Below are 20379 nucleotides of genomic sequence, written 5' to 3' on the forward strand. Positions count from 1 at the left end.
GTCCCGTCAACGCGCATCATCGATTCGTGCGCGAAAAGCCCGCGCCTGCGTCAACGCCCATTCATGTGAAACCGGGCGTATCCTTACCTCCCGACCCGGCAGGCATTGCGCCAGGCGCGAGGCTCCCAGCGGGGTCAAGGCGCCGAGACGCGGATAACCACCAATGGTCTGGCGATCGTTGAGCAGTACGATCGGCTGGCCATCGGGAGGGACCTGGACCGCTCCAAGGCCGATCCCTTCGGAGATCATGCTCGTTATATCGCTCTCGAGTCTGGGTCCGCGCAGTCGAACTCCCATGCGGTCGGCACGATCATCGACTTTCCAAGGCTGATTGAAGGCCGCAAACAGGCTGGCACCCGAAAAGCGCCCGACTTGCGCCCCCGGGATCAGCGGCAACTCACACGTCTGGTCATAATCAGGAATTTCCTGATGCGGTACCTGGCGATGGCGAGTCACCGGATCAATCTCAGCCACCCGAAGTTTGTCGCCTGCTTTCAAGGCGACCCCTTGGCCATCATGGCCCCCTAGCCCTTCTCTCACCACCGCTGAAACGCTATCGAGAACCGGGTCGGCCTGAAAGCCACCCGTTACGGCAAGATAAGCGCGTACCCCAGAAACCGGCGCACCGAAGCACAACCGCTGTCCCGGCATAAGCGTGGCTGTCCGCCACAAGGGAGCGGGACGCCCCTCCAGCATCACGCCGAGATCCGCCCCGCACACGGCAATATTCAAGCGCTTGGTGGCTTCAAGCGTCAAACCACCTAGCGTTACTTCCAACGCCGCACTCCCCCAACCGTTCCCCACCAAGGCATTGGCCCATGCCCATGCATGCAAATCCACCGGACCACCTTGGGTAACCCCCAGGTGACGCACGCCGAAACGCCCGGCATCCTGTAGCAAAGCCAAGGGTCCGGCCTGGATTACACGCAACCCCTCGGCAGCGGGCGAAGAAGAAACGGATGCAAGTGTTCTGGCTTGATTCACTTCGCTTTCCCCTTTTCTCCCGTAATGGTTGTTGATGACTCCATAGGCCGGATATCGCCCCCCAGTTTTTTGTATTCACCGAAAGATAACGGTATAAATCTGACTCGATCTCCTACCTGCAGCAAGCTGAAGCCTTGTCGATGGCGATCGAACAACGTGGCGGGAGTTCGGCCTAGAATATTCCATCCTCCGGGACTCACAAGGGGATAAGCTGCCGTCTGCCGCCCCGCCAGGGCAACGCTTCCCGCCGGTATTCGCTGGCGCGGCGTCTCCAGCCTTGGCGTTTCTATGCGCGAGTCGACACTGCCCATGAAAGCAAAACCGGGAGCAAAGCCCAACGCAAATACTCGGTACAGCTTGTCTGAATGACAGTCGATGACGGCTTGTAGCTCCATACCTGCGCGCTCGGCCACACGCGGCAAGTCCGCGGCAAAGCGTACGTCGTAACAGACTGGTACTTCTTTGATCTTCCCCGAACCCAGGCTGGTACCAGGCTCCAGAGTGGCTAACAGCGATGCCAGAACCTCACGCGCCTGGCCGGGCGCCAGCGTGAAGGGGTCGAATATCACCAGCAGCGTGGTGTAGGAAGGAATCAAGTCGACCAGTGCCTTCCCGAATGCTGCCTCGCAGCGTTTGGCCAAGGCGCTCAACCAGGCCACGTTGGTTTCCTCGATTTCGTCGAACAGCCGCACCAGCCAACCGTCAAGGCCGGCAGATTCGATACGTGGCAAATGACTCATGACGCCAGCTCGTCCAGCGCACTACGGATGGCTTTCACGGCAGCAATCGATTCGGGGTTGTCACCGTGAACGCAAAGCGTATCGGCATGAAGCACCAGTTCCCTTCCGTCACTTGCGATCAAGGGAAGTCCACGGGCGATGCGCGTTGCCTGTTCGACGATGACTGCCGGATCGTGATGAACCGCCCCTCTCTCCCGTCGTGACACCAGGCGCCCGGCGCCATCATAGGCTCGATCGGCAAAGGCCTCGAACCACAGGGTAACGCCATGTTGCGCCGCGAGGTCGCTTACAGCAGACGTGTCCCGAGTCGCCATGGTCATCAACGGCAGCGCAGGATCGAAAGCCAGGATCGCCCGCATCACCGCCGAAAAAATTTCCGGGTCGCGGCTCATGTCGTTGTAGAGCGCACCATGGGGTTTCACGTAGCCCAGGCTCATGCCTTCGGCCTTGCAGATACCGTCCAGGGCTCCGATTTGATAAAGCACGAAGTTTTCCACTTCCTGCGGTGAGCAAACCATCGAACGACGCCCGAATCCGACCAGATCGGGGTAGGCCGGATGCGCCCCCACAGTCACCCCGTGCTCTTTCGCCAGACGAACCGTTGCCCGCATCACATCAGGATCTGAAGCGTGATAGCCACAAGCAACGTTTGCCAGATGAACGTGAGGCATAACCTCATGATCCATCCCCATGATCCAAGAACCGAAGCTCTCACCCATATCGGCATTGAGCTGTAGATGTTTCATGGAAGACTCCACAATCTGTTTTAAAAACAATTTATCAACGTTTTGACGATAAAACACCGTCCATTAGTCGACACTACGTTGACTAGACATTGAGCAGATCCTTAACCTTCGCTAGTACAGTCGCTATGCTGAATGTGGCTGGCACTGGTAGCCAGTGGATTTGGCCGTCCAGTCGACCTGATAACAACATCCGATAACCGAGGAATCACCATGACCTCTCGCTATTCGAAACTCTCTTTATTAACCACTGCCGCCGCTCTGGGTATTGGTCTCGCCGGCCTGAGCACCACCGCCCAGGCTGCCACCGAATGGGATATGCCGACCCCTTATGGCGATCGTACTTTCCATACTGTGAATATTCGTGAGTTTGCCGATGACGTCCGCGAAGCCACCGATGGCGAGCTGGACATTACCGTCCATTCCAATGGATCACTGATCGGCCATGCCGAGATCAAGAATTCGGTGCGTCGTGGCATCGTGCCCATCGGCGAGCTGATCATGTCTCGTTTGGCCAATGAAAATCCCATCTTCGAAGTGGACTCCGTGCCCTACCTGGCTAGTAGCTACGACGATGCCTGGTCATTGTGGGAAGCCTCTCGAGACATCATAGCCGAGGAACTTGAACAACAAGGATTGCGCCTATTGTTCGCTGTGCCATGGCCACCGCAAGGGATATACACCAACAAGGCCATCGAGACCGGCGACGACCTCGAGAATCTGAGCATGCGAGCCTATAACACCGCCAGCGAGCGCATCGCTCAGCTCACCGGTGCAGTCCCGACCCAGGTCGAAGTGCCCGATATCCCCACTGCCTTCAGTACCGGTCGTGTCGAGGCCATGATCACCTCTCCCGCCACCGGCGCTGATACCAAGGCATGGGACTATCTGAGCCATTTCAACCACGCTCAGCTATGGCTACCCAAGAACATGATCATCGTCAGTGAAAAAGCCTTCTCGCGCCTCGATGAAGCCACTCAGCAGGCCGTGCTCGACGCTGCCGCCGAAGCAGAGACACGCGGTTGGGACATGAGCCGTCAGGAGACCGATGACGCCATCGCCGTGCTCGAGGAGAACGGCATCGTTGTCAGCGAGCCCAGCGAGGAATTGGCCGAGACCCTTCGGAAAGTCGGCGAGACCATGACCGATGAGTGGGTCGAAAGCGCCGGTGAACAGGGACAGACCATCCTCGACGCCTACGAAAACAATCGGGAGTAATCCCAACCCGACCGCCCCGGCTACTTCATTCAGCACGGCCGGGGCGCTCCTGGCCTACTCGGGGATTTTTTCATGACCTATCGACTGCGCCCTCTCTACAATTTGGGCGGCTATCTGGCGGCTACCTGCCTTACGCTTATATGCCTGCTCATCACTGCCCAGATTGTCGGACGAATCATTGATCGTATCATCACGGGAATCGGCGGTGACCGAATCGGCCTTGCCATCCCCGGCCTCTCGGAAATATCAGGCTTTCTGCTGGTCGGCGCCAGTTTCCTCGGGCTGGCATATACGTTCGTGCATGGCGGGCATATTCGCGTGACATTGCTGATCGGCCGTCTCCCACCGGCAACCCGGGTCTGGTTCGAGGTATTCTGCCTTGCCATCGCCCTTGCACTCAGTGTCTACCTGGCATGGAATCTCTATTGGCTGCTGGATGACAGCATCGCCTTCAACGAGACTTCTTACGGCCTGCTGCGAATTCCCTTGTGGATTCCCCAATCGGCGATGCTCGCCGGCGTGGCCCTGCTGTGTCTCGCCCTGCTGGAGAGCGCCCTTTACACTCTGACCACGGCCATCCGTGATCCACACGACTTCATCGTCGATGACAGCGGCCCCGAGTGAGCCCGGAGAATCCCCATGCTTGTTATGTTGACCTTGCTCTTCGGCGTCCTTCTCGTACTGCTCGGCAGCGGTGTCTGGGTCGCCTTTTCCCTACTGGGCCTGGGCTGGCTGGGTCTTTCGCAGTTCACTTCGATTCCCACCGGCGATGTCATGGCCTCCGATATCTGGGGTTCCAGCTATAGCTGGGAGCTGACCGCCCTGCCGATGTTCATCTGGATGGGCGAGATACTGTTCCGTTCGCGTCTCGCCGACGACATGTTCACCGGGCTGTCGCCCTGGATGCAGCGTATACCCGGTCGCCTGTTGCATACCAACGTGGTGGGTTGCGGTCTCTTTGCCGCCGTGTCAGGTTCCTCCGCGGCTACCTGCGCCACCATGGGCAAGATGACCATTCCGGAGCTGACCCGTCGCGGCTATGACGAACAGCTGGTCATCGGCACTTTGGCCGGCTCCGCCACGTTGGGACTGCTGATTCCGCCCTCGATCATACTCATCGTCTTTGGCGTGGCCACCGACCAGTCCATCGCTCGTCTTTTCGTGGCCGGCATCCTGCCAGGACTGATGCTGATTTCGTTGTTCGCCCTCTACCTGATGCTGTGGTCCTGGCGCCATCCTGATCGTGTGCCCCCTGCCGAGGCGGGCCTGCCGATAGGCGAGAAGCTGAAACGCTCACGGCGATTGATCCCCATGCTGGCATTGATCATCGGTGTGATCGGTTCCATCTATACCGGCCTGGCCTCCCCCACCGAGGCGGCAGCCGTCGGTGTGGTGCTGTCGCTGCTGCTCGCTCGCGTCCAGGGCAGCATGGGTCTCACCATGTTCCGCGATGCGCTGCTGGGTGCGGTGCGCACCTCCACCATGATCGCCTTCATTCTTGCCGGGGCCTCCTTTCTCACCGCTGCCATGGGCTTTACCGGCTTGCCCAGCGACCTTGCTGCCTGGATCGGCACTATGGGGCTTTCTCCCTGGATGCTGCTCGTCGCCTTGACGATATTCTTTATCCTGCTGGGTTGCTTTCTCGACGGTATTTCGGTGGTGGTACTGACCACTTCCATCATGCTGCCCATGGTGGAAGCGGCAGGCATCGACCTGATATGGTTCGGTATCTTTCTGGTAATCGTGGTTGAAATGTCTCAGATCACACCGCCAGTCGGCTTCAATCTGTTCGTCCTGCAGGGCATGACCGGTCGCAATATACTCAGCATTGCCTGGGCGGCCATGCCCTTCTTCTTCCTGATGATGCTTGGCGTGGTGTTGATCAGCCTCTTTCCCGGTATCGTCACCTGGCTACCCGAAGTCATGGCCAATCGTTAAAAAAACAAGGAGTGTTCATGTCGGTCAAGCCAAAACCGAGGGGACCCATCGTCTCCTCGGAGCATCTATCGCACAGCTCCCAGGAACTTTCCGAGTTCGAATTCGGCCTCATCATTTCCGGCAACGCCTTCCATCGCTGGATGGTGCGCTGCATGACCGCTACGGGCTATCCGGAGCTTAGCTCACTGGATGTGCTGGTACTGCATAGCGTCAATCATCGCAAGCGGGCCAAGCGACAATCCGATATCTGCCTGGTACTCAACGTGGAGGACACCCATACCGTGACCTATGCGCTGAAGAAGCTGGGGAGACTGGGACTGGTCAGTGGCGAAAAACAGGGCAAGGAAACGTTTTTCTGCACCACCGATGAGGGCCGAGAATCCTGTAGGAAATATGCGGAGATCCGCGAGGCCTGTCTGGTGGAATCGCTCTCCTCCATGGGAGTCGAGCCGGAGGAAATGAGTCGCTTGGCGGGCATGCTACGCGCCATGTCGGGTCTCTATGACCAGGCCGCCCGGGCTGCGGCATCGCTTTAAGCATCGCCAGGATTCCTGGTCACTCCGCAAGAGCGGCCCTGGGATCGCGAGGATAGAAGCGTTCCGGCTGGCGTTCCATGTGGGTAAAAGCGCGGGTGTCCTTGTAGGGCATCTTCATGAAGCCAGAAACTCCAAGCCCTTCGATGGCACCGATTGCTTCGAGAATGGTATCCAACTGGTGCCGAAACTCTTCTTCCCGCGCGGGATCCAGCAGCCGATAGTAACTATGGATCTTGAGATGGTTCGGCAATGCCTCGAAGATGATCATGCCGGTATGGTGGATCTCGTTGAGCCGGCGCAGCGCCGCCATTATTGGCTCTGGCAAGATCAGCAGCTCCTCGGGATCGGGGCCGTCCTCGAAGTAACTGTGCTGGCGGGTTTGGTCCTCGAGTTCCGGCACCGAACTGGTCTCGTAGGGAAGCCGCATCCCCTCGAGCGGCTGGAAGGGCTCGTCGGGATGGTCGCGCTCGAGGTGCAAGGTATCGCGTGCGTTGAACAGACAGCTCTTGAAGATGCCGCGCCGATGGATTGCCCGGGCCAGATGCACCATGTTATTGACTGCCGCGATGAACGCCGGCTTCAAGCTTGCGTCGTGGAGATTCAGCGAGGTATCGATATATACCCCCTCCCGCTCCCAACGTACGGCCAGCCCACCCACCACCGGATACTTGCCCAGACGGCTTACCGCTGCGAGAAACGCCTTTTCCGTTTCCCCCATTCCCTGCATGAAATTCTTGTAGTAGCGATCCAGTTGCACGTCGTTGACGTCATTGAGCACTTCCTGGCCGCTGACTTCGCGCAAGAATTCCTTGCGCGAGCTGTATACCACCGTATCGATATCCCGCTGAGTCGCCCTGACCCATACCGGGACAAGGCATGAAACGGGAGCCTGGGGAAGGTCAATCATCACCAGACGGGACAACCTCGGCATTGCCTGGATGAAGTGCTCACCGGCACGGGCCCGGGTGCGCGGGTCGGGATCGAGCATGCCGTCGAGAGTGCGGGCGAACTCCATCGGCAGGCCCAGAGAGGTGGCAGGAATGGCGCGATGGCCGAAGCGGCACGATTGCGCCGAGGCCAGGGCATAGAGCGTTCCCGCCACGCCCTGCTCATCGAAACGGGGAGAAGAGAGCGCACCATTGAGCTGTTCTTCGCCGATGAAGTAGACATCTCCCAGGCGGGCATTGGTCTGTTGCAGGTTATCCGACATCAGCTCCATGACATTGGCCGCCACGAACTGCTGGTTGGCATCCAGCTGCGCGAATACCGAGGAGCCCCAGTCGATCAAGGCGATGTCTTCATGGTCCGGATCGAATACCAGATTGGAGGGCTTGATATCGCCGTGTACCACGGGGCGCGAACCGGGACCGGTCTCACGCCGCAACGCCGTCAGAATTTCACCGAGCTGCGCGGCGATGCGCATGATCAAGCGTGGCGACAGGCGCCCGCTGCGCAGCGAGAACTCTTCCAGGTTCAAGCCGGGCGCTCGTTGCATAACCAGAATCGATTGCCCGCGGACACGCTGGAACGCCACCAGGGCGGGCACCCGGGGATGCTTGACCTGTTCGAGCATGAAGGCTTCTTCCTCCAAGCGCTCCTGCAGGGCATGGGGTAGCGTTACCCGGGTGAACTTGAATACGTACTGATCACCCAGCGCCGTGGTGCCGGCGAATACGAAGCCATAGGCACCCTTGCCGATCAATTGAATATCCCGATAACCCAGCTGGGCCAACTGCGCCTCGCACAGGGCCACCCACTCCCTGAGCTTGCGCGCATCGTGATGGCTGAGCAGATAGATCGACTGCTCTTCGGGAATATAAAACTGCTGCAGGGGCGCCTGGCTCATGGTTACCCCAGGTACAGCAGCATGCTCTCCGGTGCTTCCAGATAGCCTTTCCAGCTATTGCAGAAGCGGGCGATGGCGCCACCATCGATCAAACGATGGTCCCCTGCCCAGGTCACCGTCATTATGGCCCGCTTTACCACATTCCCCTCGGCATCGAAGCGCGGTAGCCACTGGGTCTTGCCGATCGCCACGATGGCGGCTTCCGGCGCATTGATGATCGGTGCCGCGTAGGTTCCTCCCAAGGCACCGATATTGGAAATACTGATGGTGCCTCCCTTGAGGTCGGCCTGATCCACCCGCCCGTCACGCGCCGCGGCTGTCAGGCGCGCCACCTCCCGGGCGATTTCCAGTACGCTCAAGCGTTCGACGTGCTTGACGTTGGGCACCAACAAACCCGCCTTGCTATCCACCGCCATGCCGATATTGCAGGCGGTGTAATAGTGAATTTCATCAGCGACAGGGTTCAACCTGGCATTGATGATAGGATGCTCGGCCACGGCAAGGGCGAGTGCCTTCATGAACAGCGGCATCAGCGTCAAGCGAGTTTCCCGTGCTTCAGCCTGCGGCTTGAGGCGTTCGCGTAGCGCCAAAAGTTCGGTGACGTCGATCTCCTCGCCGAACTGGAAATGCGGAATCGTAGTGGCTGACTCGACCATCCGCTTGGCCATGACCGCGCGGATACCACGTAACGGCTCCACACGGAATTCCTCATCAGCCCTATTCTTGTCCGGCGTCGTCTGGCCTTGGCGGTTATCGGACGGGCCCTGTTCCAGGTAATCGAGCACATCTTCCTTGAGCACGCGCCCTTGCTTGCCCGAGCCAGGAATACTATCCAGTCGCAGCTCATGCTCGCGTATTAGCCGACGGACCGCCGGGCTGGCGGGCACTCGTCCATAAGGGCCCTTCCCCGCACTGGCGGTCGCACTCTGTTCGGCGCTGGCTTCAATGGTGTTCGCCGGATCGCGCGGGGCGGGTTGAGGCGTGCTGGACTCCGACGAGCCGACATCGCTTCGCTTAGGCTCCCTATCACTATCGCCCAGCTGCGCCTGTCGGCTGTCTTCACCGTTCTGCTCGTTTTCGCCTGCCTTGTTTTCATCTGCACCGTTCTCACCCGAGTCGCTTTCACCCGAATCGTTTTCACCGACATAGGCGTACAAGGGAGCATGTACCTTGGCGATACTGCCCTTGTCGACATACAAGCGGGTGATGCGACCGGCTTCGGGTGCGGTGATTTCCACCAGCGCCTTATCCGTCATCACCTCGACGATGGGCTGATCCTCTTCGATGATATCGCCCTCCGCAACGCGCCATTCAACCACTTCACACTCGACAATCCCTTCGCCGATATCCGGCAGCATGAAATCGCTCATTTGTTCTTCTCCCGTCCTGTGACGTCAAAAATCGACGCTTTCGCGAATTGCCTCGAAAATCTTCAGATGATCCGGTAGATACTCTTTTTCCAGGGTCAAGGGAAAAGGTGTATCCAATCCGGTGACGCGGGCAATCGGCGACTCCAGATACAGGAAACAACGCTCTTGAATGGTGGTGGCGATTTCACCGGCAAACCCACCGGTGCGGGGCGCTTCGTGGGTGATCACCAGCCGCCCCGTTTTCAGTACGGATTCGACCACGGTGTCCTCATCCCACGGCAGCAGGCTTCGCAGGTCGATCACTTCGCAGGAGATACCGGCCTCTTCCGCCAGTTCTACCGCCTTGCCGATCACTTCCATCTGGGCGCCCCAGCCGACCAGCGTGATATCCGTGCCCTCTTTGATGATATCCGCCTCACCGAGGGGAAGCTGGTAGTCCTCTTCGGGTACCTCACCCACCGAGGCGCGATAGAGCCGCTTGGGTTCGAAGAAGATCACCGGATCGGCATCGCGAATGGCAGCCAGCAACAGCCCCTTGGCCTGGTAGGGATTGCGAGGCACCACGATCTTCAAGCCAGGCGTATGGGTGAAATAGGCCTCGGGCGATTGCGAATGATAGAGCCCGCCCGAAATGCCGCCGCCATAGGGGGTGCGGATCGTCAGCCCGCCGACATTGAACAGATCTCCCGAGCGGTAGCGGAACTTGGCGGTTTCGTTGACGATCTGGTCGAAGGCGGGAAAGATGTAATCGGCGAATTGTATTTCGGCGACCGGAACCGATCCCTGGGCCGCCAGTCCATTGGCAAAGCCGATGATTCCCTGCTCTACCAGAGGAGTATTGAAGCAACGAGCCTTGCCGTATTTCCCCTGCAGGTTGCTGGTGGCCCGGAAAACGCCACCGAAAATTCCCACATCCTCGCCGAAGCAGATGACTTTCTCGTCTTCGGCCATGGCGATGTCGAGCGCATTGTTGATCGCCTGCAGCATGTTCATGGTCGGCATTCTAGCGCTCCCCCTGGTCGTTGCTGTCGACAGCCACTTCTGGGTCCAGCGAGCGTGCCCCACGCGGATAGGCATCGGGGTACTTGCGAATATGGCGTTTCAATTGGTCGAACTGGTTCTGCAGCGACGGCGTCACCTCGGCATAGACTTCGCTGACCAGACTATCCAGTGGCGGCGGCGGCCGTTTTTCCGCACGCTTCATGGTTTCCAGCACTTCCCGACGCAGGCTCTCCTGAAGCTCCTTCTCTTCCTCTTCACTCCACCACTGCTGTCCCAGCATCCACTTCTGCATGCGCAGTAGCGGGTCCTGGTCATGCCATATCTGCTCCTCGCTCTTGGAGCGATAGCCCGAGGGGTCGTCCGAGGAGGAGTGCGCCGCCAGGCGATACGTCATCGCCTCGATAAGCACGGGCTGATTGTTTTCCACGGCAATCCGGCGCGCCTGCCGCGTCGCTTCATAGACCGCCAGGATATCGTTGCCATCGACGCGGATCACATGCATGTGGTAACCGAAGGCCCGCGGAGCGATGCCGTCGGCGGCGAACTGCTCGACAGCGGGAGTGGAGATTGCATAACCGTTATTGCGACAGAAGAAGATCACCGGCACCGCATGCACCGAGGCCATGTTCAGCGCCGCGTGGAAGTCGCCTTCCGAGGCGGCGCCCTCACCGAAGAACGTGATGGTGCAATGGCCGTCTTCGGCCAGTTTCTGACCGTAAGCGTAGCCGGTAGCCTGGGGGATCTGGGTCGCCAGCGGCGAGGAAATCGTCATGTAATGCAGCTTGCGCGAGCCGTAATGCACCGGCATCTGCCGGCCTTTACCGTAATCCAGCTCGTTGCCGAACAACTGATTCATGAACTCATCAAAAGTGAAGCCGCGATATACTAGAGCACCTTGCTCGCGATACTGCGCCATGATCATGTCGGCATCGTCGAGTGCGGCCGTGGCGCCGATCACGGCGGCTTCCTCGCCGGTACACTGCATGTAGAAACTCAAGCGCCCCTGACGTTGCGCCGCCATCATGCGTTCGTCGAGTACCCGAGTGGCCAGCATGGCTCGATAGATTCGCCGCGCGTGATCACGGGACAGCTGGGGGGCGGTCGCGCCTTCACGCAGACAACCGTCGGGATCAAGTAGCCTAAAAGTAGGAATGGAGAATTCATCACCGGTCAGAAAGACCGGCTCATGCACGTGCGGTGTGGTCATGTTTATTGTCCTTGTAACCCCTTTTGGGGGCAGTGTTGTCGGTCATGCCCTGTTATGCCAGAGGATTTCCCTAGCATAGGTCAACGCAACAGCAACACACTAGCGCAGCAGCTCCTCCTTGGGCATTCGACCTGAGTTCAATACGCACGCAACCAGCGCTGCAATTGTTCAAACGCACTATCGATCGTCAGCGCCAGCAGTCCTATCACGATAGCGCCCTGGACTACATAGGCCGTGTTGTCGTTGACGATGCCGGCAATAATGGGGTCGCCAAGGTTACTCGCTCCGACAGTCGCGCCGATCGCCGCCGTGGCGATATTGATGGTGACGGAGGTCCGAATTCCCGCCAGGATGACGGGGGCAGCAATGGGCAGCTCGACCTTGCGCAGTATCTGTCCAGAGGTCATGCCCATTCCCCGCGCTGCTTCCTTGATATTCATATCCACGTCCTGCAAGCCCGCTAGAGTATTGCGCACGATCGGCAGTAACCCGTAGAGCACCAGCGCCACGATGATCGGCAAAGTGCCGAAACCCAACACGGGAACGGCAAGCGCCAGCACGGCGACCGGGGGGAAGGTCTGGCCGATCGACGCCAACTGCGCCACCAGCGGCAGGAAATCACGACCGACGGGACGAGTCACGGCAATGGCGGCGCTCACCCCCAGCGCAATCGCTACGCACGCGGCAAGGGTAACCACCAGCAGATGCTGCCCGAGCAGCCGGGAAAGTTCGGCACGTTCATAGATCAGATTGCGGCTATCCGGCTCCACGAACCGTAGCACCGCCTCTAGCTGAGGCATGAAACTCACCGCCAGCACCAGCAATAGCAACCAGATCACCGGCACTGCGACTCCTTTCATTGATTTGCCGGATCGTGACGACGTCTCACTGGTCACTAGTATGCTCCTTGATCAATTTGCGCAGCGACAGCTCACCGATGGGCACATCGTGTGCGTCGACGACAGTCAACCGATCGGTGTGATCGCGCAGCATCAAGGACAAGGCGTGACGAAGTGAGAGCGTACTTTCTACTCTGGAATGAGCAGGCAGTGTGGGGCCCAGCGGCAGCATATGGCTCGATACCTTGGTCAGCCCGGCCTGTTTCAGGCCACGCTCCACTCCGCCGAGCATGGATTCGACGAACTTGTCCGCAGGCTTGCTCAACAATGCCAGTGGGGTGCCCTGCTGGATGATTCGACCGTCTCGCATGATGACCAATCTATCGGCCAGCTTGAGGGCCTCGTCCATATCGTGCGTCACGAAAACGATGGTCTTGTGCAAGCGTGATTGCAAGGCGCGCAATTCGTCCTGTAGCTTTTCCCGGGTGATCGGGTCGAGCGCCCCGAAGGGCTCGTCCATCAGCAGGATATCGGGATCGGCCGCCAGTGCACGGGCCACACCGACACGCTGAGCCTGTCCTCCAGAGAGTTGGTGAGGATACTTGTCGGCAAACTCTCCGATCGGCAGGCCGAGTAGTTCCATCAATTGCTGTACCCGCTCACGTACATCGGAAGCGGGCCATTTGAGCAAACGCGGTACCAGGGCAATATTGCGCGCCACCGTCCAGTGGGGAAAGAGCCCGGTACTCTGGATCGAATAGCCGATGCGCCTGCGTAACTTGACCTCGTTGAATTCGCGGATCGGCTGCCCATCGAGATGGATCTCGCCTTCACTGTGTTCGATCAGGCGGTTGATCATGCGCAGTGTCGTGGATTTGCCGCAGCCCGAGGTACCCACCAGGGCACAGAACTCGCCCTTGTCGACCTTGAAGGAAATATCGTCAACCGCTACATCGTCGCCAAAGCGCTTGGTGACATTAAAAAGCTCTATCATCTCGCCCCTCCCGGGCGCAAGGCGTCACTGATAGCGCCCAACAGGGCATCCACCATCAAGGCCATCAACAAGATGGGTAACGCACCCAGGAGCACCATATCCATGGCGGCCTGGCCCAACCCCTGGAAAATGAAGGTCCCCAGACCGCCGGCACCGATCAAGGCAGCTACCGCCGTGAGGCCTATCGCCTGCACCAGTGTAATGCGAAGCCCTTCCAGCAAAACCGGTAGCGCCAATGGCAAGCGTACCTGGAAAAAAACCTGCCGAGCATTCATGCCCATTCCCCGTGCCGCTTCGATCACCGCGGGGCTGACCGCTTCCAACGCCACGAACGTGTTACGTACCATCGGCAACAAACTATACGCGACCAGAGCCAGCAAGGCCGGAGCCCAACCGATGCCACTGACGCCCCAGCGGGCCAATGTGGGAAACTCGGCGGCAAGCCAGGCCAGGGGAGCCAGCAACAGGCCGAAAAGGGCCAGGCTAGGAACGGTTTGCAGAAAATTGAGCAGACCGAATGCCGCCTTCTGCAATCGGGAGTAGCGTCGCATCAACAGCGCCATCGCCACTCCCGCCACAACACTGATGCTCGCTGTAGCGGCCACTAGCGCAATATGCCGTGCCATCGCGGCTGAAAACTGATCGCTGCGCACGTGATATTCGCGCATGAGCGCCAGCGGTTCCAGCCACAAGCCCAGGCACAACCACCAGAGCAGTCCCACCGGGACGATGAGTCCCCAGCTCATGAGACGGGAAAGGGCCAGCCGTTGGCGCAACTCCACCAGCGCCAGCAATAGCACGAACAGGATCGCCCAGAATCCCGCCCCGATACCTAGCCGAGCCTGGGGCATGTCAGCTTCGATGAGCCTATACCCCGCAATCATCAAGGCAAAGGGCATAAGCACGAGCAGCGTCATTACCAGCGCCAGGAGAATGGGATAGTGTTGCCGGTTCGCAAGCAGACTCAATCCAACGACACTCAGCAATAACACTGCGCCGAGCGCGGCCCCCAACCAGCCCAACGCACTGATGGCGCCGTGACCGACACCCGGCACGATTCGGTTGGGAGCTACGCTGGCAAGATCCAGCCCCACGAATGCCGCCAAGGCGACACTGGCCAAGACCAGCAGCACCCAATTGGGGGACAATCTTCGGCGTGAGGTTTCCATTGCCGCCATTTCATCCTTGAGCGACATGAATTATTTTTCCAAACTGTCGAGATAGTCTGCCGCCACGTTTTCGGCGGCCAGACCGTTGACAGCTACCTCGGCATTCAATGACTGGAGCGTTTCCAGGTCCAGAGTGGAAAAGACATCGGCAAGGACCGACTCGATTTGCGGATACGCTTCGAGCACTTCCTGGCGAATCACCGGGGCCGGCTGATAGACCGGCTGCACGCCCAGGGTATCTTCGAGCACCACCAGGTCGAGAGCCTTTAGGCCGCCATCGGTGCCGTAGGTCATGGCGGCATTGACCCCGCTGGTCTGCTGGGCGGCTGCGCGCATGGTGGCGGCGGTATTGCCGCCGGAAAGCACCAGCAGCTGGTCAGAATCAAGATCGAAACCATAGGCTTCCTGAAAAGCCGGCAAGGCCTGCTCGGATTCGACGAACTCGGCACTGGCGGCAAACTTGAATTCACCGCCGCTGTCCAGGTACTCGGCCAGGTCTTCTAGCGTCGCCAAGTCATGCTCGCGAGCCAGGTCTCCGCGTACGCTCATGGCCCAGGTGTTGTTGGCCTGGGCGGGAGTCAGCCAGACCAGACCGTTCTCGGCATCGCGTTCACGCACGGTGTTATAGGCTTGTTCAGCATCGTGCCAGACGTCGCTGTCGCTCATGTCGAAGAAAAAGGCGCCGTTACCGGTATATTCCGGATAGAGGTCGATATCGCCGGTTTCCAGCGCGCCGCGAACAATACTGGTCGCGCCCAGCTGCAAGCGATCTTCCGTTTCGATGCCTTCCTTTTCCAGCGCCTGAATGATCAGCTCGCCAAGGACTGCTCCTTCGGTGTCGATCTTGGAAGAGACAACCACTGGATCCTCGGCATGAGCCTGGGAGGCGACGCCTAATGCAGCGCAGGACAGCATCGCCACCGACCACCGGGCGAATGAAGATCGAGCGGGGGCTGGTGAGCCGGGGGAGCATGAGAAATAGTGAGGGTGACGATGAGAAGAACGAAAAGCGGAGGCTAATGGTTTGATAGAAAAGGACATGGCGAATCTCACTCGTTGGCGTGGGTTCACTCGAGTATAAGAGCCGATAGCGTTGATGTCAGATTCGGGCCGAATATTACAACGCTATCGGATGCTTGCTAGTCGCGGTTGTTCACCGATTCCACGACCCATTGAGTACCTTCCCGGGAATCCTTCAGAATGATCCCCAGCGCTGCCAGCTCATCGCGAATTCTGTCGGCCATAGCGAAGTCCCGGGCCTTCTTGGCGTCGGCGCGCTGCTGGATTCGAGCTTCGATCTCGGTTTTCTCCAAGGGCAAAGCTTCGCCGCTGCCATGCAGAAAATCCGCCGGAGCTTGTTGCAACAAGCCTAGCACTCCCCCCAACCGTTTGAGCTCACGTGCCAGTTCACGTGCCTGCTCGGGATATTCCGCTCGCACTCGATTGAGCTCACGGGTGAGATCGAACAAGACGGAAAGCGCTTCCGGGGTATTGAAGTCATCGTCCATTACCGCAGTGAAGCGTGATGCATAGTCACTGGAGGACTTTTCTGAAGCCGTATCGCCTGAAGGGGCTTCGTTCGATCCCGCTGGCCTATCCAGTTCCACTTCGTTCAGGGCGTTATAGAAGCGCTCCAGCGACTTGCGAGCTTCCGCCAGTGCCTCCGGCGCGTAATTGATGGGGCTTCGATAATGGCTCGCCACCAGCAGGTAACGCACCACTTCCGGGTCATGCTCGGCCAGCACCTCGCGAATGGTGAAAAAGTTGCCCAAGGACTTGGACATCTTTTCCTGGCTGACTCTGACCGCACCGGCATGCATCCAGGTGTTGACGTAGGTCTTGCCAGTGGCGGCTTCGCTCTGGGCAATCTCGTTTTCGTGATGGGGAAAGGTAAGATCCGGCCCCCCGCCGTGAATATCGAACGTATCGCCCAGGCAGCACGTGGACATCGCCGAGCATTCGATATGCCAGCCGGGACGACCCTCGCCCCAAGGCGATGGCCAACTGGCCTCATCGGGCTTGGCGGATTTCCACAACACGAAGTCCAGCGGATCTTCCTTGTGCTCGTCCACCTCGACTCGTGCCCCCGAGCGCATGGCGTCGAGGTCGCGATTGTTCAGCTTGCCGTAGTCGGCGAACTTGCGAACCCGATAGTAGACATCGCCATTTTTCGCGGCATAGGCAAAGCCCTTGTCTATCAGCGTCTCGATCATGGCGATGATTTCATTGATATGCCCGGTCGCACGAGGCTCATCCGAGGGTGGAAGGACATTCAGACGCGCTTCGTCTTCATGCATCGCATCCACCATGCGCTCGGTCAAGGAGGTGATGGTCTCGCCGTTTTCGCTCGCCCGCTTGAGTATCTTGTCGTCGATATCGGTGATATTGCGTACATAGGTGACATCCCAGCCGCGCCAGCGCAGATAGCGGGTGATCACATCGAACGCCACCATCACCCGGGCATGGCCCAGGTGGCAGTAATCGTAAACCGTCATGCCGCACACATACATGCTGATCTTGCCGGCCACCAGCGGAGTAAAGGGTTCCTTGCGTCGCGTTAGCGTGTTGTAAATCTGCATCATCGCTCCACTCAGCCTTTCTTCTTGATCTTGGCCCAGCTGTCCTTCAATCCGACAGTGCGGTTGAAAACCAGTTTTCCCGCTTGGCTTGCATAGCGATCGGCACAGAAATAGCCCACACGCTCGAACTGAAAGCGGGATTCGGCAGCCGCGTCAGCCAGGCTTGGCTCGCCGATGGCCTGGCACACGCTCAATGATTCGGGGTTGAGATGATCGAGAAAATCCGCATCCTTGTCACGGTCGGGCTGCTCCACCATGAACAAGTTGTCATACAGACGAACTTCCATCGGCACGCCATGGCTGGCGCTGACCCAATGGATGACCCCCTTGACCTTGCGCCCTTCCGGATTCTTGCCCAGGGTGTCGAAATCGACCGAACAGCGCAGCTCCTCGATGTCGCCTGAGTCGTTCTTGATCACTTCGTCGCAACGGATGACGTAGCTATTGCGCAACCGGACTTCCTTGCCCGGAGCGAGACGGAAGAACTTTTTCGGCGGCTCTTCCATGAAGTCGTCGCTATCGATCCACAGCTCACGGGTAAACGGCACCTTGCGCACCGGCATATCGTCCCGCGCGGGATGGCCGGGCACCTCGTAGACCTCTTCATGATCCTCGTCGACATTGGTAAGCACCACCTTGAGCGGCTTGAGCACGCACATGGCCCGGGGCGCGTTGTCCTCGAGATCCGAACGAATCGCGTGGGTCAGCATGGCCATTTCCACCAGGCCGCCGTCGGCACGAGTCACGCCGATCATTTCGCAGAACTTGCGCAGCGACGCCGGTGTGTAACCACGGCGACGCATTCCGGAAATCGTCGGCATCCGTGGATCGTCCCAGCCGTCGACGATTCCATTGTCGACCAGAAGCTTCAGCTTGCGCTTCGAGGTCAGGGTGTAGTCCAGGTTGAGGCGCGCGAATTCGATCTGCCTCGGCGTGGCAGGCACGGGCAAGTTAGCGAGAAACCACTCGTAGAGCGGGCGATGATCTTCGAACTCCAGAGTACAGATGGAGTGCGTCACCCCCTCGATGGCATCCGACTGACCGTGGGTGAAATCATAGGAAGGGTAGATCTTCCAGGCGTCCCCGGTCTGGTGGTGCCGAGCATGGCGAATGCGATACAGGATGGGGTCACGCAGGTTGATGTTGGGAGACGCCATATCGATTTTGGCACGCAGGACCTTCTCCCCTTCGGCAAACTCGCCGCGACGCATGCGCTCTAGTAGGTCCAGGTTCTCATCGGCACTGCGGTCGCGATAAGGGCTCGGTTTGCCCGGCTCGGTCAGGGTGCCGCGATATTCGCGAATCTCGTCCGGCGTGAGGTCATCGACGTACGCCTTGTCTTCGCGTATCAGATGCTGCGCCCAGGCATACAGTTGCTCGAAATAGTCGGAAGCAAACCGCACCTTGCCCGCCCATTCGAATCCCAGCCAGGTGACATCCTCCTTGATGGCATCGATATAGGCCTGCTCTTCCTTTGCAGGATTGGTGTCGTCAAAGCGTAGATGACACTCACCACCGAACTTTTCGGCCAGCCCGAAGTTCAAGCAGATGGATTTAGCATGGCCGATATGCAGAAAGCCGTTAGGCTCGGGGGGGAAGCGTGTCACGATCTTGGCGACTTTACCTGTCTCGATCTCTTCACGTACCTGGTTACGAATGAAATTCGGCGCGCTGGTGGTCTCGGTGCTCATGGTGTCTGCAGGAACCTCATGTGGTTGGCGTGCCCGTCGTTCGGCGCGTATGAATTTGCATCGGCTATCGATGACTTCGCGACAGAAGGCAAAACAGCTATTATAACGTGCCCCCGATGCACAGCGCCAAGGCGAGTGCCTTTATTGAACAGGAATTTACCCATGATTGTATTACAAACCACCCATGGTGAGATCACCATCGCACTGAACCATGAAAAAGCGCCTGCCACTGCTGCCAACTTCGAACAGTATGTCAGGGATGGCTTCTATGACGGCACCCTATTCCACCGGGTTATCGATGGTTTCATGATACAGGGCGGCGGGTTTGACCAGGATTTCAATCAAAAAAGCACCCGCGAGCCGATCGAGAACGAGGCGGATAACGGCTTGAAGAATACCTACGGCACTGTCGCCATGGCTCGCACTCAGGATCCTCACTCCGCTACTGCCCAGTTCTTCATCAACGTGGGTGATAATAGTTTCCTCGACCACACCGGCAAGAGCCTGCAGGGCTGGGGTTATGCAGTATTCGGTGAGGTCGTCGACGGCCTGGACGTGGTGGAATCGATCAAGGGAGTCGATACGACACGCCGCGGCATGCATGCCGATGTGCCCGCCGAAGATGTTATCATCGAAAAAGCTTACATCAAGGAAGACGAATAGACCGGGAGTGTTATGCACACCTTGCTGATTGCGGATCTCCACCTTGATACCACCACCCCTGATATCACTCAGGGGTTTCTGCGCTACCTTGAACATACTGCCAGCGGTGCCGAGGCCCTGTTAATTCTCGGCGATCTATTCGATGCCTGGATTGGCGACGACCTGCTCGATTTGCAGGACGATCCCAAGGCGGAGCTCGCCAGGCAGGTTATCGAGGCACTGGAGAAACTTACCCACCAGGACACCAAGCTGTACTTCATGCACGGCAACCGGGATTTCCTGCTGGGTGAACGATTCATTCAGGCATGTAACGGCACCCTGCTTGCCGAACCGGCTGAGCTCGAGCTGGAAGGTACGCCTCTGGTGGTATTGCATGGCGATAGCCTATGCACCCGAGACGAGGCTTACATGCAGTTTCGACAACAGGCACGGGACCCGGCCTGGCAAGCCCAGATACTCGCGCTTCCCATCGAGCAGCGCCTGGAGCTGGCCAAAAGCCTGCGCCTGCAATCGGGCGAGGCTAACGCCAACAAGGCGGATGCGATCATGGACGTCACCCCGGCGGAAGTGGAACGCTGCATGAGCGAGCATGGCGTCGTGACCATGATCCATGGCCATACTCACCGGCCGTACGTGCATGATCTGACGATGGAAGGCGTACCCGCCAAGCGGTATGTACTGGGCGACTGGGACAATGAGCATGGTTGGGATATCGTGCTGGACGATGCTATAGCGCATCCTGAGCCCCGATTACGCCAGTTCCCACTGCATTCACCTCCAGATCCCGCGGGTTAAATCCCGCCGCGCAACTGGCCTTTTACAAGCGATTTTTTATAGTGTCGCGTCAGGATTGCATGCCT

Annotated in this window: 19 protein-coding genes; 6 read left to right on the forward strand and 13 right to left on the reverse strand. The window is 58.7% G+C overall.

Annotated elements, in window-relative coordinates; all coding sequences use genetic code 11:
* Window positions 1-6: 6 nt before the first annotated feature.
* From R5M92_RS05065 to R5M92_RS05075, 3 genes are read right to left on the reverse strand one after another with little or no spacing between them, the layout of a single operon-like run.
* Window positions 7-984 carry a biotin-dependent carboxyltransferase family protein gene (locus tag R5M92_RS05065; RefSeq protein WP_346798324.1) on the reverse strand — a complete coding sequence of 326 codons (978 nt, stop codon included), beginning with the start codon at window positions 982-984 and terminating at the stop codon, window positions 7-9.
* The gene (gene pxpB / locus R5M92_RS05070; RefSeq protein WP_346798326.1) at window positions 981-1724 is read right to left on the reverse strand and encodes a 5-oxoprolinase subunit PxpB; all 744 of its coding nucleotides are present in this window, start codon (window positions 1722-1724) and stop codon (window positions 981-983) included. The genes R5M92_RS05065 and pxpB overlap by 4 nt, the downstream gene beginning before the upstream one ends.
* Entirely contained in the window at window positions 1721-2470 is a 750-nt protein-coding gene (locus R5M92_RS05075; protein WP_346798327.1) for a 5-oxoprolinase subunit PxpA, read from the reverse strand. The genes pxpB and R5M92_RS05075 overlap by 4 nt, the downstream gene beginning before the upstream one ends.
* Before the next feature lie 210 nt (window positions 2471-2680).
* On the opposite strand from R5M92_RS05075, the gene R5M92_RS05080 reads away from it, so the two are divergent.
* The 4 genes from R5M92_RS05080 to R5M92_RS05095 all read left to right on the forward strand — a co-directional run bounded on the left by R5M92_RS05080 (window position 2681) and on the right by R5M92_RS05095 (window position 6159).
* Window positions 2681-3685, forward strand: coding sequence for a TRAP transporter substrate-binding protein (locus R5M92_RS05080; protein WP_346798329.1), 1005 nt, complete (start codon window positions 2681-2683; stop codon window positions 3683-3685).
* A gap of 72 nt (window positions 3686-3757) precedes the next feature.
* On the forward strand, window positions 3758-4309 hold the full coding sequence (locus R5M92_RS05085; protein WP_346798331.1) for a TRAP transporter small permease: 552 nt from the start codon (window positions 3758-3760) through the stop codon (window positions 4307-4309).
* Window positions 4310-4324: 15 nt separating this feature from the next.
* Window positions 4325-5623, forward strand: coding sequence for a TRAP transporter large permease subunit (locus tag R5M92_RS05090; protein ID WP_346798332.1), 1299 nt, complete (start codon window positions 4325-4327; stop codon window positions 5621-5623).
* Window positions 5624-5640: 17 nt separating this feature from the next.
* Window positions 5641-6159 carry a winged helix DNA-binding protein gene (locus tag R5M92_RS05095; RefSeq protein ID WP_346798334.1) on the forward strand — a complete coding sequence of 173 codons (519 nt, stop codon included), beginning with the start codon at window positions 5641-5643 and terminating at the stop codon, window positions 6157-6159.
* Window positions 6160-6178: 19 nt separating this feature from the next.
* Here R5M92_RS05095 and R5M92_RS05100 read toward each other — a convergent pair whose 3' ends face one another.
* From R5M92_RS05100 to R5M92_RS05145, 10 genes are all read right to left on the reverse strand, one after another.
* A complete protein-coding gene (locus R5M92_RS05100; protein WP_346798335.1) occupies window positions 6179-8005 on the reverse strand; it encodes a protein kinase domain-containing protein in 1827 nt (608 codons plus the stop codon).
* A 2-nt stretch (window positions 8006-8007) separates the two neighbouring features.
* The gene (locus R5M92_RS05105) at window positions 8008-9375 is read right to left on the reverse strand and encodes a 2-oxo acid dehydrogenase subunit E2 (protein ID WP_346798337.1); all 1368 of its coding nucleotides are present in this window, start codon (window positions 9373-9375) and stop codon (window positions 8008-8010) included.
* Window positions 9376-9399: 24 nt separating this feature from the next.
* Window positions 9400-10377 carry an alpha-ketoacid dehydrogenase subunit beta gene (locus tag R5M92_RS05110; RefSeq protein WP_346798339.1) on the reverse strand — a complete coding sequence of 326 codons (978 nt, stop codon included), beginning with the start codon at window positions 10375-10377 and terminating at the stop codon, window positions 9400-9402.
* A gap of 1 nt (window position 10378) precedes the next feature.
* The gene (locus R5M92_RS05115) at window positions 10379-11584 is read right to left on the reverse strand and encodes a thiamine pyrophosphate-dependent dehydrogenase E1 component subunit alpha (RefSeq protein WP_346798341.1); all 1206 of its coding nucleotides are present in this window, start codon (window positions 11582-11584) and stop codon (window positions 10379-10381) included.
* Between the two features lie 137 nt (window positions 11585-11721).
* The gene (locus tag R5M92_RS05120) at window positions 11722-12444 is read right to left on the reverse strand and encodes an ABC transporter permease (RefSeq protein ID WP_346798342.1); all 723 of its coding nucleotides are present in this window, start codon (window positions 12442-12444) and stop codon (window positions 11722-11724) included.
* Window positions 12445-12469: 25 nt separating this feature from the next.
* Window positions 12470-13417: an ABC transporter ATP-binding protein gene (locus R5M92_RS05125; RefSeq protein WP_346798344.1), complete on the reverse strand. Its 948-nt coding sequence runs from the start codon at window positions 13415-13417 to the stop codon at window positions 12470-12472.
* The gene (locus R5M92_RS05130) at window positions 13414-14613 is read right to left on the reverse strand and encodes an ABC transporter permease (RefSeq protein WP_346798346.1); all 1200 of its coding nucleotides are present in this window, start codon (window positions 14611-14613) and stop codon (window positions 13414-13416) included. The genes R5M92_RS05125 and R5M92_RS05130 overlap by 4 nt, the downstream gene beginning before the upstream one ends.
* A gap of 3 nt (window positions 14614-14616) precedes the next feature.
* On the reverse strand, window positions 14617-15501 hold the full coding sequence (locus R5M92_RS05135; RefSeq protein WP_346798348.1) for an ABC transporter substrate-binding protein: 885 nt from the start codon (window positions 15499-15501) through the stop codon (window positions 14617-14619).
* 224 nt (window positions 15502-15725) lie between these two features.
* Window positions 15726-17165 (reverse strand): cysteine--tRNA ligase, encoded by a 1440-nt coding sequence (cysS, locus tag R5M92_RS05140; protein WP_346798350.1) that lies wholly within the window; start codon window positions 17163-17165, stop codon window positions 15726-15728.
* 11 nt (window positions 17166-17176) lie between these two features.
* Window positions 17177-18856 carry a glutamine--tRNA ligase/YqeY domain fusion protein gene (locus R5M92_RS05145; protein ID WP_346798352.1) on the reverse strand — a complete coding sequence of 560 codons (1680 nt, stop codon included), beginning with the start codon at window positions 18854-18856 and terminating at the stop codon, window positions 17177-17179.
* A gap of 162 nt (window positions 18857-19018) precedes the next feature.
* Between R5M92_RS05145 and R5M92_RS05150 the strand changes: the two genes are divergently transcribed.
* Window positions 19019-19519 (forward strand): peptidylprolyl isomerase, encoded by a 501-nt coding sequence (locus R5M92_RS05150; protein ID WP_346798354.1) that lies wholly within the window; start codon window positions 19019-19021, stop codon window positions 19517-19519.
* Between the two features lie 12 nt (window positions 19520-19531).
* Window positions 19532-20314, forward strand: a complete 783-nt coding sequence (locus R5M92_RS05155) for a UDP-2,3-diacylglucosamine diphosphatase (RefSeq protein ID WP_346798355.1) — start codon at window positions 19532-19534, stop codon at window positions 20312-20314.
* Window positions 20315-20379: the final 65 nt, after the last annotated feature.

Source organism: Halomonas sp. Bachu 37, assembly GCF_039691755.1.
Lineage (GTDB): Bacteria > Pseudomonadota > Gammaproteobacteria > Pseudomonadales > Halomonadaceae > Vreelandella > Vreelandella kashgarensis.

Excerpts from the sequence above, each read along its gene's own strand:
- R5M92_RS05115 (WP_346798341.1), bottom strand. The coding sequence starts at position 11,584 with ATGACCACACCGCACGTGCATGAGCCGGTCTTTCTGACCGGTGATGAA.
- pxpB (WP_346798326.1), bottom strand. The coding sequence starts at position 1,724 with ATGAGTCATTTGCCACGTATCGAATCTGCCGGCCTTGACGGTTGGCTG.
- R5M92_RS05135 (WP_346798348.1), bottom strand. The coding sequence starts at position 15,501 with ATGCTGTCCTGCGCTGCATTAGGCGTCGCCTCCCAGGCTCATGCCGAG.
- R5M92_RS05145 (WP_346798352.1), bottom strand. The coding sequence starts at position 18,856 with ATGAGCACCGAGACCACCAGCGCGCCGAATTTCATTCGTAACCAGGTA.
- R5M92_RS05085 (WP_346798331.1), top strand. The coding sequence starts at position 3,758 with ATGACCTATCGACTGCGCCCTCTCTACAATTTGGGCGGCTATCTGGCG.
- R5M92_RS05125 (WP_346798344.1), bottom strand. The coding sequence starts at position 13,417 with ATGATAGAGCTTTTTAATGTCACCAAGCGCTTTGGCGACGATGTAGCG.
- R5M92_RS05150 (WP_346798354.1), top strand. The coding sequence starts at position 19,019 with ATGATTGTATTACAAACCACCCATGGTGAGATCACCATCGCACTGAAC.
- R5M92_RS05155 (WP_346798355.1), top strand. The coding sequence starts at position 19,532 with ATGCACACCTTGCTGATTGCGGATCTCCACCTTGATACCACCACCCCT.
- R5M92_RS05110 (WP_346798339.1), bottom strand. The coding sequence starts at position 10,377 with ATGCCGACCATGAACATGCTGCAGGCGATCAACAATGCGCTCGACATC.
- R5M92_RS05105 (WP_346798337.1), bottom strand. The coding sequence starts at position 9,375 with ATGAGCGATTTCATGCTGCCGGATATCGGCGAAGGGATTGTCGAGTGT.
- R5M92_RS05075 (WP_346798327.1), bottom strand. The coding sequence starts at position 2,470 with ATGAAACATCTACAGCTCAATGCCGATATGGGTGAGAGCTTCGGTTCT.
- R5M92_RS05100 (WP_346798335.1), bottom strand. The coding sequence starts at position 8,005 with ATGAGCCAGGCGCCCCTGCAGCAGTTTTATATTCCCGAAGAGCAGTCG.
- cysS (WP_346798350.1), bottom strand. The coding sequence starts at position 17,165 with ATGCAGATTTACAACACGCTAACGCGACGCAAGGAACCCTTTACTCCG.
- R5M92_RS05120 (WP_346798342.1), bottom strand. The coding sequence starts at position 12,444 with ATGAAAGGAGTCGCAGTGCCGGTGATCTGGTTGCTATTGCTGGTGCTG.
- R5M92_RS05130 (WP_346798346.1), bottom strand. The coding sequence starts at position 14,613 with ATGTCGCTCAAGGATGAAATGGCGGCAATGGAAACCTCACGCCGAAGA.
- R5M92_RS05090 (WP_346798332.1), top strand. The coding sequence starts at position 4,325 with ATGCTTGTTATGTTGACCTTGCTCTTCGGCGTCCTTCTCGTACTGCTC.
- R5M92_RS05080 (WP_346798329.1), top strand. The coding sequence starts at position 2,681 with ATGACCTCTCGCTATTCGAAACTCTCTTTATTAACCACTGCCGCCGCT.
- R5M92_RS05095 (WP_346798334.1), top strand. The coding sequence starts at position 5,641 with ATGTCGGTCAAGCCAAAACCGAGGGGACCCATCGTCTCCTCGGAGCAT.